This window comes from Streptomyces sp. NPDC048192 (assembly GCF_043202415.1).
Taxonomy (GTDB): domain Bacteria; phylum Actinomycetota; class Actinomycetes; order Streptomycetales; family Streptomycetaceae; genus Streptomyces.
The window spans coordinates 1-14,190 of sequence record NZ_JBIDAL010000037.1; the positions used below are offsets into that span (position 1 = coordinate 1).

Below are 14,190 nucleotides of genomic sequence, written 5' to 3' on the forward strand. Positions count from 1 at the left end.
GTGGAATCACCACGCCAACGACGAGGGGCCCTGCCTCGTCACCACGCCCGCTGACCAGCCCATTTCACCCGCCAGCACAGGATGAAAGACGTTCAGTGAGACTGGTCAAACTCCCTTGAGACGGGACAGGGGAGAACCGGAGCGCGTGGCCGCCGCTTACCCCGCCGGGGGCACGGAAGCCGAACAACACGCCAAAGCCAGCGAAACTGCACATACCCAAGCCCTGCGTGCCCTCGCCGTCGTCTTCTGCGACTCCCACCAGGCCGACGACGAAATCGACCTGGCCCACCAGCTCCTCGCCAACCTCGATCTGCGCGGCACCACGATCAACGCGGCCATCGCCGCCCTGATTCGCGACGCCGGCGATCCCGCGGTCGACGACCGCCTTCACGACATCGCCGACCTTACCTCCATGATCCCCACCCTCGAACTCGCCGTCGCGTTGCACCAGGCCGTCCTCGACGACCACGACGCACCCGCCGCCGCCCTCTCCCGGCTGCGCGAACAGACCCAGAACGGGGGACTACGTCTACTACGTCGACATCGCCCACTACATGGCCGACCTGCTCCTGTCACAGGTGTCCGGCGCCCGGTGGCTCGACGGCGAAGAGGCCACTCGCCGGCGGTGGCACACCCTGGTCACCGCCCGCCGCGAGTACTTGTCACGGCTGTAGACGTTCAGCTGGCCGCTCCCCAAGGACCGATGTGGAACTGGTTGTACTGCACGAGCAGGGACCTGCGTCGCCGTCGATGTACTGGCATGGTCACTCGACCCCGGCAGATGCGAGGTGGTTACGGAAGAAGGCCTCGATCTCGGATGAGTCGCCAGTGGCAGGCAGCGGAGAAGGAGTCTCCATACCGTTCTCCATGGCGGCGCTGGTGTTGAACCACACGACGGCCGGTGAGGGGAGGTAGGAGTCGCGAAGCCACTGTGCGAACAGTGCGGCCTCGTCGGCAGTCGCGTTGCCGGCGGTGACATAGGCGTAGTCGGGTTCCGGCATGGCTGCCCTGCCTGTGATCCAGACGTCGGGTGCGACCTCGACGTCGAAGTCCATCACGTCCAGGCCGCGCAGCGGGTCGACTCGATGTGTCAGGACAGCACCGGGGAATGCGCGCTCCAACGCTGTGGTGAAGGTCTCCAGGCTGGCCTGCCAGGCGGCTGGGCTGTTCTCGGGCGGGAAGAACGCGAACGTGGTTCTGACGTTGCGTGGCGCTGGCACAAGCATCCTCGATATCAGGGGACGTACCGGGCGGATCCGCTGACGCCGTTCATGGCCATCATCGACTCCCAGTACGCCGCGTTGTCCGTTCCATTGGTCACGATCTCAAGCCCGCGTATCTCCTTGTTCGCCGGGTTCGCCATGGCGTCCTTGTACCGATCGAGTTCGCGGCTGTCGTCGCCGTACATCGCATCGATCATCGGGTCCCACTTCGGCTTGCCCTTGGCGTCCACCTTCACCGGCTTGGCGAGTGTCTCGTTGACCCGCTCGATGCTGCGATAACTGCGCCTCGCGCAGTTCGGGTCCTGTACGTGTTTGGCCTCCACCAGATAGCCGTCCGCCGGGCGGATTCCGTCCACCATCAGCCCGCGCGTGCGCCCGGGCAGGGGGACTTCCCTCTCGGGGTACCCTGCGGTGCGCAGTTGGTAGGCGTTGTTCGGATTGGTGGCGTCTCCGCCGCCGGCGAAGCCTCCGGTGTTCAGCGAGTTCATCCAGGTCCGGAACTGCTTCTGCTCGGCCGGGGTGAGCAGGCGGGTGGTGCCGGGCTCCGGCGGGATCGGGTCCTGAGCGGCGATGGTCGGGTCGACCGAGTTGATCCCGGCGCCCATGGTCATGATGCCGGGGAGTTGCCCGGAGTATGAGGCGATCGTGACCGGCACAGGGTTGGTCACCGGTAGCGGGAGCAGCGGCGGGCCGCCGGGCCAGCCCGGCGGCTGGTCCGAGCCGTGCGGCAGCTTGACCCGCTTCTGCGATGTGTCGAGTGCGTGGGCGACGTCGCCGAGACGGTGGATCCACGGGTCGTCCAGCACCAGGTTCAGAAGCCCGCCGTCGTCTCCGTTGCCGCCGAACATCGGTGAGTCCCACGGCATGTCGACGTGGAAGATGTTGGCTTTGTCGTCGAGGATCTGCCTCTGGGCGCGCTCGACGTGGTCGGCGTACTGGTCGCAGGCCTTGGCGAGCTGGTTGCAGGCGGCCACGAGGTTGGCGACCAGCGTTTCATCGGGGCTGGCCTGCTCCGGCGGAGCAGCGAAGCCGACGAAGTTCTTGAAGTACCAGCGGAAGGCGTCAGCTGCCTGCCCCGAATGCGCCTTGTCGGCGGTGTGGGAGTACACCTGCGCGTCCTCCAGGAAGCGCAGCATCATCTTTGCGCCGGCCCGCCACGAAGTGGCGACATCGCGCAGCTTCTCCGGTGAGCCACGGAACCGGTCGCTCATCCCTGCCGGTGCGTACTGGTCGTACCAGGCCGTGTCACCGACTACCTCCGGCAGATCCTGCCCTCGGCCGATGAAGCTCTCGGGGCAGTCCGCACCCGGATCCCCCATGCCGGCGGTCAGGTCCACCTGCTTGCCCAGGATCGCAGAGGCGACGCTGCTCTCCCGGGCCATGAACTCACGCGCGCTGCGCATCAAGCCCTTGCCAGTCTCGCCCAACACGTAGGCGCTGAAGCCCATCTTGTCCAGCGTCGTGGCCGCCGCGGGCTTGTACACCTTGGCGAAGGCACGGCCGGCGTCGTCGTCCCCGGCCATGCCGTGCTGTCGGTCCAGCTCATGGAACAGAGCAATCGTCGTGTCCCGGGCACCGATCATGACCGTCGTCACCATGGCCATCGAGGCCTTGATCATCCCTTCGGCGATGACCTTCAAGTCCGGCGGCATCCCCACACGCATCTCCCCCTGCCGAAACATGACCGTCCACGGTCACGTGGGTTCCGTTCTACCGCACATGATCACCAAAGCCCAGCTCGGTGGGTCCTGGTGTCACGGCCCGCCGCTTGCGGCGATCGACGGGAGCGGCGTGATGAAGACGGGGGGGCGGCCGATCCGCGTCGTCGTCAGCACTTCGGCGCTCGTGACCGAGCTGGTGACCGGCATGGTCGACACTCGGCAGGCCAAGGGCAAGACGCTCAAGGACATCTCCGAGACGTCGCACTACTCCATCAGCGCGCTGTCCCAGGCGACGTCGGGGCAGTGCATCCCTTCCATCGGCGTCATCCGCGCCTACGCGGAGGCCCTGGACATCGATCCACAGCCCTGGCTCGACCTTCGGGCACAGGCGGTCGAGGAACGGCGACGGAACAGGCGCGCGAAGGACGGGGAACGCGGGGACGGAGGATCCATCCCCGCACCGCCCGGGCCTGCGTCGCCTCCCGGTGAAGCCGTCGCCTCGAACCGGGGCCGTCCGACCATGCCGCCCGTGGTCAGCTGGCTTCCCGGGCACCATCGGGAGACGGAGGTCGCCGAGAGCTCCGACGCGGAGATCGTGGGCGACAAGGTGGCCATGCGGGTGCAGCAGTTGGTCACGGAGGCCGTGCAGCAGGTCAGTCCCCAGCTCCACGGCCACCCGGTCGCCAACGTGCTCTCCCTCTGCACGGTCCCCGGCGACCTGATCGACCTGTTGAGGGAGACCCGCTTGAGGAGCGGGATATCCCTGCAGGAGGTGGTCCGCCGGACCCCTGCCGGCGGCGTATCGATCTCCAAGACGTCGCTCCAGAAGCTGCTGGTGAGCCAGGACCTTCCGACGGCTGAGGTACTGCGGGCCATACTGATCGCCTGCGAGGTCCCGGCGGAGGAGATCCGGTTCTGGCTTTACCACCGCGCCCGGCTGGAGCTTGCCCGCGAGCGCGGAGCCCATCGGCACAACGGCCCGGACGCCCGTCCGGTGCGTACGGTCTCCTACGGCACCCGCACGCAGATGAGGCTGATGGCGACGCTGCCCATAGTGGCGAGCGTGGTCACCATCGTCATGATGTTCCTCCAGCGGTAACAGCCCGCGCACCAAAGAGATGATGCGCCCCCTCGGCCTCCGGCTGAGGGGGCGCATCGCTGCGCCGGCTGGCCTGTCATACCCACCGTCCCGATCTCGTTGGTCTCGGCGTGACGACCACCGCGATGACGCACGCGCTGGAACGGGATGCCCGCTCCCTCCTTGCAGAGTTCGACGCGGGCCTCTGGCAGCCGACCGTGGGCGAGCAGCTGTTCGCCGAGGGGCTGGCCCGCTCCGCGTGGGACGGCGCCGTCTTCCGGGCTGCGCTGCGGGATGTGGGGGACGACGTCAGGGACGGCCGCCTGGTCGACGTCCTTGGTCCGGCGGCATCTTTCCTGGAGGCCGTCGACGCATCCGCGGCCCGGCCGGCGCTGCTCGCGCTGCGCCAGCTGGTGGATGCCCTTGCCGCCGGAGAAGGACCCGTGCTGGACCAGGGCTGCGAGTTCGGGTAAACGAGCGTCTAGCAGCCCAGGTTATAGACCGAGGCGCTATTTCCCGTACGATCGATCTGCGCGGATGACGCTTAAAACTTGCCGCAGAGGGCCCCTTCTCTGGGCTCCACCCCAGGTCCAGGGCCCTCCGTCCGCGACACAGCCAGTGAGCCCGGTCGCCTTCTACCCGACCGGGCTCACTGCTGCCCCGGCCGCTACGACCCGCTCACCGCTCCTCATCGGGAGAGGTGCTGCACCACGAGGTCGGCAATTCCCGCGAGCACTGGCGACCAGTCGATCAGGAGCTGCCCGATGAGCTTGCGCCGCTCCCGGCACCGCTCGGCGGCCTCCTGCTCGCCCTGCTCGTCACCGTTGTCGACGGGCGTCTTGCCTTCCATACGCGCCTCCGCGGCGTCCCGAGGTAGCCCGGCTGGGCTGCCGGGCCTTCACCGGTTGGTGAAGCACGAGGCAGACGCCACGAAGGAACGTCCCCAAGCATAGATGGGGCACTGACACTCCCAGACCCGGAGGACCACAACTTCTGGGTGCAATGCAGCTGCATGAGTGAGATTCAAATAGCCGCTGTACCTGCGGATATGACGAGCCCACCTGGTCTCCAACTCGTACACGCATCTCGGCCTACATCTACGGCGCCCGCACCCGCGAAGAGCTCCAGCATGGGAAATAGGCCCTTCGCCGGTACGTTCAGCAGGTCGTTGGGAAGGTCGATGTCGTCCTTGTCCATCTCGTCGATCAGCAGGACATACGGACGACGACGAGGCAGCAGCGCCGTGCCCAACCGACCCAGCTGCAGGAAGCGTCCTACATCTCCGGCGCCGTCCCGCAGCCAGGTGTAGCGGTAGTCCCAGTTGCGTGGCGCTGAACTGGCAAGGAACGCCGCCGCCGAGAAGGTACGCCGAAGCTGTCGTGGCCGAGGAGCTACCTCCGCCCCGGTCAGGAGCGACGCAATTGTCGACCTTGCCGCCGGACTCAACTTCGGCAGAGCAGAGCGGCCGCTGGTCGCGGTAGACGGCGTTCAGCAGTTGGTCCGCCGCGCGGTTCTCGGTGGCCTGGCACGGAGCAAAGAAGGGCTGGGCGGCACGGGCTCGGCTGCCGGACTGGCAGACGGACATGTGCAGGGCAGGGGAGAGCGGGGAGTCGGTACCCCGCGAGGTTTCCCTCATTTCACCGGAAGAGGCATGGCGAGATAGGCGTGCAGGCCGGCCCCGGCGTATCGGAGGCGCGGGCCTGCCCTGCCGGGGCGCCCCGGCAGGAGGCCGCCCGGGAAGGAAGCCCACGCCCATGAACGTCGACCCGCTCATGCCCGAAGGGGGCGACCGGCCCCCTCTAGCCGGGCTGCTCCTGGTGGTTGCGGCCGCCGTCTTGGCCGCGCGGAGCCAGGCGTGGGCGAGCGCACTGGGAACGGCGGCCGCCATCTACACCGTCCTCGCAGGCGGCAACCAGAACCGCAGGAGCTGACCATGGCCCGCACGAAACCCTCTGCCCTCGAACTCGCGATGGTCGCCGCGGTCGCAGAACGCGGATTCACCGTCAGTCCCACCCAGTTGGAACGCTGGCGCACCCAGTTGTGGCTGCCCCGGACCGCGGACTGGACCGATCCTGAGACGGGCGAGCTCCGTCCCGAGATAGTGCAGCGGACCGCCTCCATGGCGGGGATCTCCAAGTCCGGCCGCAGCATTAGCTGGTTCGGCTGGGGCTTCTGGGCGATGAACGCCACCCCCGAGAGCACGGCACGACTGCGGGCGGAGGTGGCCAGCGCCTTCGAGCGGCCGTTCCGGAGGGCCGGGATCGACTTCAGCCAGATTCCCCAGGGCGACTCCGACGAGGCTTTCGACGCCCGCCGGGAGATGGCGGCCAGGATGCTCATGGACCGGCGCGGATCCCGCCGGGACTTCGACGGGGCCCTGCGCGCGGGCGCCTTCGGCGCCAAGTTCGACCTGTCGCCGTCGCGGTCGGTGTCCAACATCGCCCATCGGGCTCTGATGGACCCCGGCGCCCGGATGCTGATCGGCGGTGTGGGGGACGTCGGGTTCGACGAGATGGTGGAGGCGTGGGCAGCCGCCACGCCCGGCAATCCCGAGATGATCGAGAACATTCGTGCCGCCCAGCGCGACGCCGCCCTCGCCGGTGACGACCTGTTCGCCCAGTTCCCCCTGGCGGGCGGCCTGCCCGGCCTGATCCGAGCCGTTCAGGAGGCCGACGGCCAGCGGCTGTGTGCGGCGGTGCTCGCCTGCATCAAGGCGAGCACGGCTCTGACCATCTTGCTGCCGCACGTCGTGTCGAAAAGGCCCGAGATCCTGCGGACCCTGATGGCGGACGAGATGTGGGACCTGTGGGTTCGCGTCGGCTTCGCCCCCGTCCTCGGGATCGGCGGTGAGGTCGCGATGGCCATGAGCGTCGTCCAGCACCTCCTCTTCCCCGGATGGGCGGAGGGCCTGGAGCGTTACCAGACCCTCATGGACACACTCCTGGCCCAGCCCCCCGCCGAATGACCGCCGCCGGCGAGCCCGGCTCGCGTACGTGCCGGCGAACACCGTCGTTCTCCGACCGGACCGAGGGCCGCCCCGGTGGAGAACGCGTCCCCGGCGTTCTGTAGCGCGGACGGCGGTCCGCCACAGCGATACCGGCCCGCGCTGCAGGACGCCGGGGCCAGCGGGGGCCTGGGGGCCGGCGAAGGCCCCCAGTGGCCACCGGGGTTTCGCCTATGTAGCGGCTGGCCATGCGGCGCGTCAGGCGAACTGGCTCCGCTCGCGTGAACGTGAAGCCGATCGCGACACAGATCGCCTTTCCGCTAGCTGAAATAGTCGCGGTCCTACTACGCAAGCACGCATCTAATCGGATCGCTACTGAGCAAGGAACCCAGCGATCTACGCAGCCAAGCTGCCGGGCCAGCTCAGGCGGGTGGCTCCTCGTCGGCGCGGCTGCCCGCTCCGAGGGTCCGCCGCGGGGCCGGGGCCGTCGCCACGGAACCTCCCAGCACGCCCCGGGCCCGCAGCTCGGCAACGTCCGGAAGGTGGACGCCGGGCAGGTCGTCGATCAGGTCGGCCTGGGCGGCGCGGATGGCGCGCGCGGCCTGTGGACCGGAGCCAAGGGTGCGGCGGACTGTCACGGGGGTCATCGTACGGGCGGGCGTCACAGCCGACCTTGCTCTATCCAGGCCACGTACCGACGCGCGCTCCGACCTCACACAAAGAGGGGGCCCGGTGCCGTCGTGGACGGCACCGGGCCCAATGACGCTCCCCCTTCAGGCGAAGAGCATGGCCACCAGTGTGATCAGGATCAGCGCGAACAGCGCGAAGCCGAGGGGCACAACCATGTGGGGTCGGGCGGGCGTGCTCGGCTGCTCGAGGACGACCTCAGCGGGCTGGCCTGTCGGCGCGTTCTCTTCCACGGGTGCCTCCGACTGCGTCACCGCCGCGGGGGCGAACTGCCGCCGGTCGGCCAGGACCCTTTCCATCCATAGCTGGCGGAGCTGCTCTAGCTCCGCTCGCGATGCGTCACAGGCGCGAGCGAGAGCGATCACTACATCAAGTCTCGGGACGCTGCGGCCGCTGAAGACCCGCGACATGGTGCTCCTGGAAACCAGGTAATGGGTCATCTGGTCAGTCCTGACCTCCAGTTCTCGCAGGGACGGTTGGCCAGCTCGAACGCGAAGGGCGTTGAGCGCGGCTGTGAGGTCCCGCTCCCTTGGGCTGAGCAGGGAGGACCCGGGGGCAGGCGGGGGCTTGACCGCGACGAGGGTGTCCGGGGACTCCGCGCGCCGGATCTCGGGATGGGAGACAGCCGAGGGGGGCGGAACGAGCGGCGCATCAGCAGAGGGAGCTCGGGCGGGCCGGCTGAGAAGGCTCCGTGTCTCTTCCCAGAGAGCACGCCACTGGGCCTCGCCTTGGTCGCACGCGCGGATGTACGCCCGGGTGAGCTCCCAGGACGGCAGTTCCTTGCCGGACGCGGCCTGAGACAGCGCGCTCGCGGAGTAGTTCGCCAGCTTGGCCATGTCGCGGTAGCTGATGCCCTTCGCCGTGCGGCAGGAGCGCATCTTGTCGGCGAAGTTCCGCAACGGGACCGGCGAGGTCTCGGGGATCGGGTTCTCAGGCCTGGCCATCGTCGCCCCCCTCCCGGGACTGCTCGATGGCTCCCTTCTTCGGTCCGGAGGAAGCGTCGCCCGGCAGCCCCGGGGCGACCGACGGCTCCCCCGCGGAGCCGGCGGCGACGCTCTGGCCGGAGTCGTCCTTACCGCCGCCCTGATGGGTGCTCACCACCTGGGTGGCGACCAGGGCGAGAGAGGAGACGGTGGTGACCGCGGCGGCCACCGGCATGCCGAGGAAGACGAGGAGGGCCGTAGCGCCGCAGATGAGCGTGAGGACACACGCCCAGAGGAAGACGCCGTTCTTCGGGGGGCGGGACTCGGCATCACCCGAGCCGCGCCCAAGGGGGAGGAGTGCCACGGAGGGCCGCCCTTCTCGGGCCCCCGAGGGCCCGGGTCCGGTGTCCACTTCTGACGAGGAGTGGACACGAGGGCAGGCCCGAAGGCCTGCCCGCTCGCTGGTCCGAAACGACCCCGGCTGCAACCGGGAAAGCGTCGCCGATCTCATTGAACCGCAAATTCTTAGAGCCGTGAGATTCGCACCAAAGAGCCGAAGGAGCACGCCTCTTATCGATCCGCGGACGGAATTGATAATTCCGCTTTGGAACCACCGTGAATCACCACAAATGACGCACTGAACAAGAGTGATCAATGAATTCTTGGGACACTCCGTGAACATGCCCAGAAAGTCTAATCAATGCAGGTCAGGATGAGTGTCGGGTTGTTTACCGCGTCTCAGTCCATCCCGCTGCGTACGGTGTTGTCCCGCGCATTTGGTGAACAATATCTAATCGGCGCAAGGTTGGTGCATCAGCCCGGCCGGCCGCAAAACCTGCCGGGCCATAGGTTCGATCGTTGGTCCGAGCGAACTGTCTTACCTGGGGAAACGCTGCAACGTGACCCCGGAAATTCGTGTGCGGGCGACGGCTTCACAGCCGTCGCCCGCACACGTTTTGATAACTGGTCTGTCCCAGTCGCGCGCCGGGTCGGCCACGCGGTTGTCCAGCGTCGCGCGGAGACGCAGGCGAGAGGGAGTCGGAGGCCTCGTCGCAGTCCGCCGCCGTGTCGGCGACGGTGCGGTCCCGATGCCGTCGGCGGGTCAGGTGAGGCCTGCGGCGGCGTTGTCGTCCCAGCCGTCGTCGATCTGCATGTAGCCGAGCATGGAGCGGGAGTGGCGGGCCCAGCCGCCCTGGTCGGCGATGGCGATGCCGTCGCGGCCGGCGCGGCGGGCGGTGGAGGCCAGGCCGATGCGCAGGGAATGGCCGGTCCAGGCGATCGGCACCCCGGCCCGCTGCGAGATCCGCTTGATGGCGCGGGTGACGGAGTCCGGCCCCACGCCGCCGGTGACGTGGCCCCACCGGTCGATGCCGACGAACGCCGGCGTCGACGGGTCGGCCCACCGCGGGCCGTGCTCGTCGACCAGGCGGGCCCGGTAGGCGACGTACGCGCGGACCGGGCAGATCTCAGGATCGTCCGCGTAGCGGATCTTGGCGTTGCGCACCGAGTGCTTGGTCTTGCCGGTGAGCACGGCGACGACCAGGCCGCGCGGGCGCAGGGTGACATCGCCGGTCAGCAGCCCGGCCGGATCCTGCGAGCGGCAGGCGTAGTGGAAGCCGGTGAGCACCAGCGCCTTGTCCCGGAGGCCGGTGAGGGTGTCAGGGCAGGCGCGGGCGACGGCGCGCAGCCCGTCGAGGTCGGCGCCGACCGCCTGCCCGCGGCCGCGCCGCTCCCCGGCCTGCAGAAGCTTGACCGCCAGGCCTTCCAGGGCGACGCGGGCCTCGGCCTGGTCGTCGCCGGACACCTTCACGCCGCGCTCGCGCAGCCCGACCACGGCGGCCGCCAGGTGGGTGGACGCCGAACTGGGGGCGTAGCCCTTGCCGTTCTGCTGGCCCTCGCGCAGCATCCAGGTCACGAACGCCACCAGCGCGCCCCGGGAGCCCTCCAGCTCCGGCAGGCCAGCGGCGGCGCAGAACCGGCGCCACACCCGCCAGCTCTTGGCGTAGGTGTCGACCGTGTTGTCTGGGGTGATCTCGGCGGCGACCGCGTCGGCCAGGTCCTCGGCCTCGGCCAGGCGGCGGGCGGCAGCGATGCCGTGCCGCTCTGCCCACCGCTCGAGGAGCACCTGGCGCTCGGCGGCCGCCGGGTGTGAGAGGACCGGAGCGCCGTCCGGTTCGGTGACGTCATCGGCGGCCGTCTCCGTCACGGTGGTCACCAGACCTCCTCTTCCCCGGTGAACTCGAAGCTCCAGCCCACCTCGAGCGCGGGGCGCGGGCCGTGCTGGGCGGTCCTCATCTGCTGCTCGCGTACGTCGAAGACGCCATCCGGGACGAGGTCGTCGCCGTTCCAGTACCAGCGGGCCAGGCGGTCGGCGGTCCCGGCGAACTTGGTGCTCGCCGCGCTCACGCTGACGCTCATGCTGTGAAAGCCGGGCAGGGCGGCGGTCATCGCCTTCAAGGACTCCATCTGGGCCCGTGCCGATCGCACCCCGGCCTGCAGGTCGGCCGCCACCTCCGCCGCTCCCGCGGTCCGCGGCGGCGGCATCCAGTCCTGCCGGCCGACGATGACGCCGACGACGAGCTCGCGGGTGAGGGGCAGTTCGGGCGTCTCCCCTTCCTCGAAGCACAGCCGCCATTCCCGCTCGTGCAGCCAGTCCGAGAGGCCCGGGTCGTAGCGCACCCGGCGGTTGCGTATCCGCCTCGGCAGGTCGTGGGTCTGGTCCATCTCCTCACGCGAGAGGTAGAGGACGGGCCGGGCGCCGGCCTGGATGAGCCGCTGACGGTCGAGCACCACTCCCCACGGCGCGTACGGTCCGCGGCCGCCCACTCCGTGGCGGAGCATGGCGCGGCGGGCGGCCTCGGTGGCCTCGCTGAAGCAGAGCACCGGGGCGTCGGCCCAGAAGTCCGGCGCCCCGCGCAGCACGCCGCTGTGCAGGATGCTCACCATGCGCTCCTCAGCGGTGCCGTGGGCGAAGTCCGGCGGTGCGTCGTTCTGCCCGCGGGGCCGACCCGTGAAGTGGACCAGCGTGTCGGGCAGGTCGGGGTGCGTGCTCACGTCTGGGTTCCCTCCCCTTCCGGCGCCCGGACTGACCGCTCGTCAACGTCCCTGTTTGTCGCGTCGGATAAGGAGAGGTTATCCGACGTGATCACCGTCGGGGCGGCTACCCGCGGATCACGGACATGACTTCCGGGACGTACGTGACTGATCAACCAATATGCGGATGAAGCGCCGAACCGGCCTCCCACCGGGTACAAAGGCGCCAGACTCTTCCAGAGTTACACCGCCCATTCGGGGGGCGGTGTGGCGCTCGACCTGTCCTTCTTCACACGCACCTGCGGGCCGGGGTGCCGTGCATGTCTGACCCCGGAGGCATGCACACCATCAGCGACACGTAACAGAGAAGGAGCGCGGCGCGCGGTCGGCCCCAGTGGCGCGCCGGGCTGCCCGTGTCTGACCGCAACCGTGCCCTGCCCCTACTCGGGGCCGGCGCCGTGTCCTCCGTGCCACCCGCCGCACTCGCCTTCTCCGGTGCGCCCTGGTGGGCCATGGTGCTGGCATCCCTCCCCGGTGCCTTGACCCTGTTCGTGCAGGCCGCCCTGCCACAGAACTCCCGTGACCGGCTGGAATGGTGGCGCGACCGGCGCCAGCACCGCGAACGCCTCGCCCGTGTCCGCGCTGGCCAACTCCCCGCGCCCGCCGAGGCCGAAGACCGACGGGTTGCCTGAGCGGTGCCAGCGGATGGGCCACGGCATCGACATCGAGCACCGGGCCCGCACAAGGGCCTGCTGTGCATCCGGACCGGCAAGAACCTCTCCGCCCCAGACCGCTTCAAGTTCGACGGCACCGGCTGCTACCTGCAGTCCGCGGACGAGGTGTACGCCATCCATTGCTCGGACGCCTGGCAGGAGGGCTGCGCCAGCACGCTCCTCGTCGCCGAGATGGTGGACACCGCCGGCATGTTCGAGAAGCGCGACCTCATGCCCAAGTTCGACATCCCCGAGGGCTACACCGAGGTCACCTGGTTCAAGGAGGAGGTCCGCCGCGGCATGGAGCGCCGCTACCCCGGCGGCGTCCCGAGGATCGCCAGAAGCAGGCTGACTACGAAATGGACGTCATCATCTCGATGGGCTTCCCCAGCTACTTCCTCGTCGTCGCCGGCTAGTAGGACTCCGTTAGGTCTGTGTGTCGACCTTGTTCAGGGGCATGGTGAGTGTGTGGACGCACATGAAGTGAACCGGGTTCGGGCGAGGTTGGCGTTATTCGTGGCGGACGTGTTCGCCTCGGTGCCGCGCAAGGACCAGCGGGCCAAGGGCGACTGCTATCTGCGGGGACTGATGATGGACGGTCGCCGCAAGTCCATCCAGGCCATGGCCTCACGGCTGCCGGACGGCAACGAGCAGAACCTGCAGCAGTTCGTGAACCAGTCCACGTGGGATCCGGTTCCGGTGCGTCGGCGGATCGCTGAGCGGATGGTGCCGCAGGTCGGCCCGGACGCCTGGGCGGTCGACGACGTGTCGTTCCCCAAGGACGGCAGGATGTCGGTCGGGGTTGCTCCCCAGTACTGCGGTGCGCTGGGCAAGCAGGCGAACTGCCAGGTCGCGGTCAGCGTCCATGCGGTCTCCGAGACGGCGTCGTGCCCGCTGAACTGGCGTCTGTTCCTGCCGCGGGAGTGGGCCGAGGACACCGTCCGGCGCCGGCAGACCGGTGTGCCGGAAGACGTCGGGCATCGGGAGAAGTGGCGCCTGGCGCTGGACGCACTGGATGAGCTGGCCGGATGGGGACTGGTGCCGCCGGTGGTGGTGGCCGATGCGGGCTACGGGCAGAACGCGGATTTCCGTGCCGCCCTGGCCGAGCGGGGACACGCGTACGTGGTCGGCGTCCGCGGTGATCTGATCGTCCAGCCGCATGACGCAGTCCCTGATACCCCGGCTTGGTCCGGGAACGGCCGGCGGCCGGTTCCCCGCTACCGGCAGCCACCGCTGACGGTGGCGGAACTGGCCGCGGCCGCCGGACGGGAAGCCTTCCAGAAGGTGACCTGGCGGGAAGGCTCCCGCGGCCCGATGACCTCCCGTTTCCTCGCGATGTGGGTCCGGCCGGCCGGGGTGCGTCCGCGTCGGCTGGCCCGGGCGGCCGCGGTGGCCGGGCAGGGCCGGTGGGACGGCGTCCTGCCCGAGGTTCGGCTGCTGGCCGAGTGGCCCGACGGCGAGGACGAACCGACCCGGTTTTGGCTGTCCGGCCTGCCCGACGACACCCCGATCCCGGAGTTGGTCCGCCTGGCGAAGATCCGCTGGCGCATCGAGCACGACTACCGGGAACTCAAGCATGGCCTGGGCCTGGACCACTTCGAAGGCCGCTCCTGGAACGGCTGGCACCACCACGCCACGCTGGTCACCGCTGCCCATGCCTTCCTCACCGAGCAGCGGCTGGCCCCCAAAGCCGACACAACGGCCTCACCCTCTACCAGATCCTTGACGCCCTCCAGGACCTGCTGAACTGCTGGACCGGCATCTGCACCACCTGCCACCAACCTCTGCCCCACAGGACCACACCAAGATCAAGAAAGACCTAACGGAGTCCTACTAGTGTGCTGCGCCAGAAATCACGAGGGTTAGTTGGTACCTTCTTTCCGTGGCGCATCGAGGTCCTGCTGCTGTGGAGATCGTTCTTTCCGAGG

The 14,190-nt window shown here is 69.0% G+C and carries 14 protein-coding genes and 2 pseudogenes; 6 read left to right on the forward strand and 10 right to left on the reverse strand.

Annotation, left to right across the window (positions count from 1 at the left end; translation table 11 throughout):
- Positions 1 to 64 precede the first annotated feature (64 nt).
- The 3 genes from ACGFZN_RS39720 to ACGFZN_RS39730 all read right to left on the reverse strand — a co-directional run bounded on the left by ACGFZN_RS39720 (position 65) and on the right by ACGFZN_RS39730 (position 2,887).
- Entirely contained in the window at positions 65 to 469 is a 405-nt protein-coding gene (locus tag ACGFZN_RS39720; RefSeq protein ID WP_393863362.1) for a hypothetical protein, read from the reverse strand.
- 295 nt (positions 470 to 764) lie between these two features.
- Positions 765 to 1,226 (reverse strand): hypothetical protein, encoded by a 462-nt coding sequence (locus tag ACGFZN_RS39725; protein ID WP_393863363.1) that lies wholly within the window; start codon positions 1,224 to 1,226, stop codon positions 765 to 767.
- A gap of 8 nt (positions 1,227 to 1,234) precedes the next feature.
- Positions 1,235 to 2,887, reverse strand: a complete 1,653-nt coding sequence (locus tag ACGFZN_RS39730) for a restriction endonuclease fold toxin-2 domain-containing protein (RefSeq protein ID WP_393863364.1) — start codon at positions 2,885 to 2,887, stop codon at positions 1,235 to 1,237.
- 130 nt (positions 2,888 to 3,017) lie between these two features.
- Between ACGFZN_RS39730 and ACGFZN_RS39735 the strand changes: the two genes are divergently transcribed.
- Positions 3,018 to 3,983: a helix-turn-helix domain-containing protein gene (locus ACGFZN_RS39735; RefSeq protein ID WP_393863365.1), complete on the forward strand. Its 966-nt coding sequence runs from the start codon at positions 3,018 to 3,020 to the stop codon at positions 3,981 to 3,983.
- A gap of 110 nt (positions 3,984 to 4,093) precedes the next feature.
- Entirely contained in the window at positions 4,094 to 4,435 is a 342-nt protein-coding gene (locus tag ACGFZN_RS39740) for a hypothetical protein (RefSeq protein WP_393863366.1), read from the forward strand.
- Positions 4,436 to 4,650: 215 nt separating this feature from the next.
- Here ACGFZN_RS39740 and ACGFZN_RS39745 read toward each other — a convergent pair whose 3' ends face one another.
- Positions 4,651 to 4,812: a hypothetical protein gene (locus tag ACGFZN_RS39745; RefSeq protein ID WP_393863367.1), complete on the reverse strand. Its 162-nt coding sequence runs from the start codon at positions 4,810 to 4,812 to the stop codon at positions 4,651 to 4,653.
- A 269-nt stretch (positions 4,813 to 5,081) separates the two neighbouring features.
- Positions 5,082 to 5,255 (reverse strand): annotated as a pseudogene (locus ACGFZN_RS39750) (MoxR family ATPase); the annotation flags it as partial.
- 461 nt (positions 5,256 to 5,716) lie between these two features.
- On the opposite strand from ACGFZN_RS39750, the gene ACGFZN_RS39755 reads away from it, so the two are divergent.
- Both ACGFZN_RS39755 and ACGFZN_RS39760 read left to right on the forward strand, forming a co-directional pair.
- A complete protein-coding gene (locus ACGFZN_RS39755; RefSeq protein ID WP_393863368.1) occupies positions 5,717 to 5,893 on the forward strand; it encodes a hypothetical protein in 177 nt (58 codons plus the stop codon).
- A gap of 2 nt (positions 5,894 to 5,895) precedes the next feature.
- Positions 5,896 to 6,927 (forward strand): hypothetical protein, encoded by a 1,032-nt coding sequence (locus tag ACGFZN_RS39760; protein WP_393863369.1) that lies wholly within the window; start codon positions 5,896 to 5,898, stop codon positions 6,925 to 6,927.
- A gap of 401 nt (positions 6,928 to 7,328) precedes the next feature.
- Here ACGFZN_RS39760 and ACGFZN_RS39765 read toward each other — a convergent pair whose 3' ends face one another.
- The 5 genes from ACGFZN_RS39765 to ACGFZN_RS39785 all read right to left on the reverse strand — a co-directional run bounded on the left by ACGFZN_RS39765 (position 7,329) and on the right by ACGFZN_RS39785 (position 11,570).
- Positions 7,329 to 7,544: a hypothetical protein gene (locus tag ACGFZN_RS39765; protein WP_393863370.1), complete on the reverse strand. Its 216-nt coding sequence runs from the start codon at positions 7,542 to 7,544 to the stop codon at positions 7,329 to 7,331.
- Between the two features lie 135 nt (positions 7,545 to 7,679).
- Positions 7,680 to 8,537: a helix-turn-helix domain-containing protein gene (locus ACGFZN_RS39770; protein WP_393863371.1), complete on the reverse strand. Its 858-nt coding sequence runs from the start codon at positions 8,535 to 8,537 to the stop codon at positions 7,680 to 7,682.
- A complete protein-coding gene (locus ACGFZN_RS39775; protein ID WP_393863372.1) occupies positions 8,524 to 8,880 on the reverse strand; it encodes a hypothetical protein in 357 nt (118 codons plus the stop codon). The genes ACGFZN_RS39770 and ACGFZN_RS39775 overlap by 14 nt, the downstream gene beginning before the upstream one ends.
- Positions 8,881 to 9,618: 738 nt before the next feature.
- Positions 9,619 to 10,731, reverse strand: a complete 1,113-nt coding sequence (locus tag ACGFZN_RS39780; protein WP_393863373.1) for an integrase — start codon at positions 10,729 to 10,731, stop codon at positions 9,619 to 9,621.
- Positions 10,728 to 11,570 carry a hypothetical protein gene (locus tag ACGFZN_RS39785; protein WP_393863374.1) on the reverse strand — a complete coding sequence of 281 codons (843 nt, stop codon included), beginning with the start codon at positions 11,568 to 11,570 and terminating at the stop codon, positions 10,728 to 10,730. The genes ACGFZN_RS39780 and ACGFZN_RS39785 overlap by 4 nt, the downstream gene beginning before the upstream one ends.
- 818 nt (positions 11,571 to 12,388) lie before the next feature.
- On the opposite strand from ACGFZN_RS39785, the pseudogene ACGFZN_RS39790 reads away from it, so the two are divergent.
- Both ACGFZN_RS39790 and ACGFZN_RS39795 read left to right on the forward strand, forming a co-directional pair.
- A pseudogene (locus ACGFZN_RS39790) lies at positions 12,389 to 12,672 on the forward strand (DNA polymerase III subunit alpha); the annotation flags it as partial.
- A gap of 58 nt (positions 12,673 to 12,730) precedes the next feature.
- Positions 12,731 to 14,008 (forward strand): IS701 family transposase, encoded by a 1,278-nt coding sequence (locus tag ACGFZN_RS39795; protein ID WP_393863375.1) that lies wholly within the window; start codon positions 12,731 to 12,733, stop codon positions 14,006 to 14,008.
- Positions 14,009 to 14,190: the final 182 nt, after the last annotated feature.

Excerpts from the sequence above, each read along its gene's own strand:
- ACGFZN_RS39770 (WP_393863371.1), bottom strand. The coding sequence starts at position 8,537 with ATGGCCAGGCCTGAGAACCCGATCCCCGAGACCTCGCCGGTCCCGTTG.
- ACGFZN_RS39755 (WP_393863368.1), top strand. The coding sequence starts at position 5,717 with ATGAACGTCGACCCGCTCATGCCCGAAGGGGGCGACCGGCCCCCTCTA.
- ACGFZN_RS39730 (WP_393863364.1), bottom strand. The coding sequence starts at position 2,887 with ATGCGTGTGGGGATGCCGCCGGACTTGAAGGTCATCGCCGAAGGGATG.
- ACGFZN_RS39745 (WP_393863367.1), bottom strand. The coding sequence starts at position 4,812 with ATGGAAGGCAAGACGCCCGTCGACAACGGTGACGAGCAGGGCGAGCAG.
- ACGFZN_RS39735 (WP_393863365.1), top strand. The coding sequence starts at position 3,018 with ATGAAGACGGGGGGGCGGCCGATCCGCGTCGTCGTCAGCACTTCGGCG.
- ACGFZN_RS39725 (WP_393863363.1), bottom strand. The coding sequence starts at position 1,226 with ATGCTTGTGCCAGCGCCACGCAACGTCAGAACCACGTTCGCGTTCTTC.
- ACGFZN_RS39760 (WP_393863369.1), top strand. The coding sequence starts at position 5,896 with ATGGCCCGCACGAAACCCTCTGCCCTCGAACTCGCGATGGTCGCCGCG.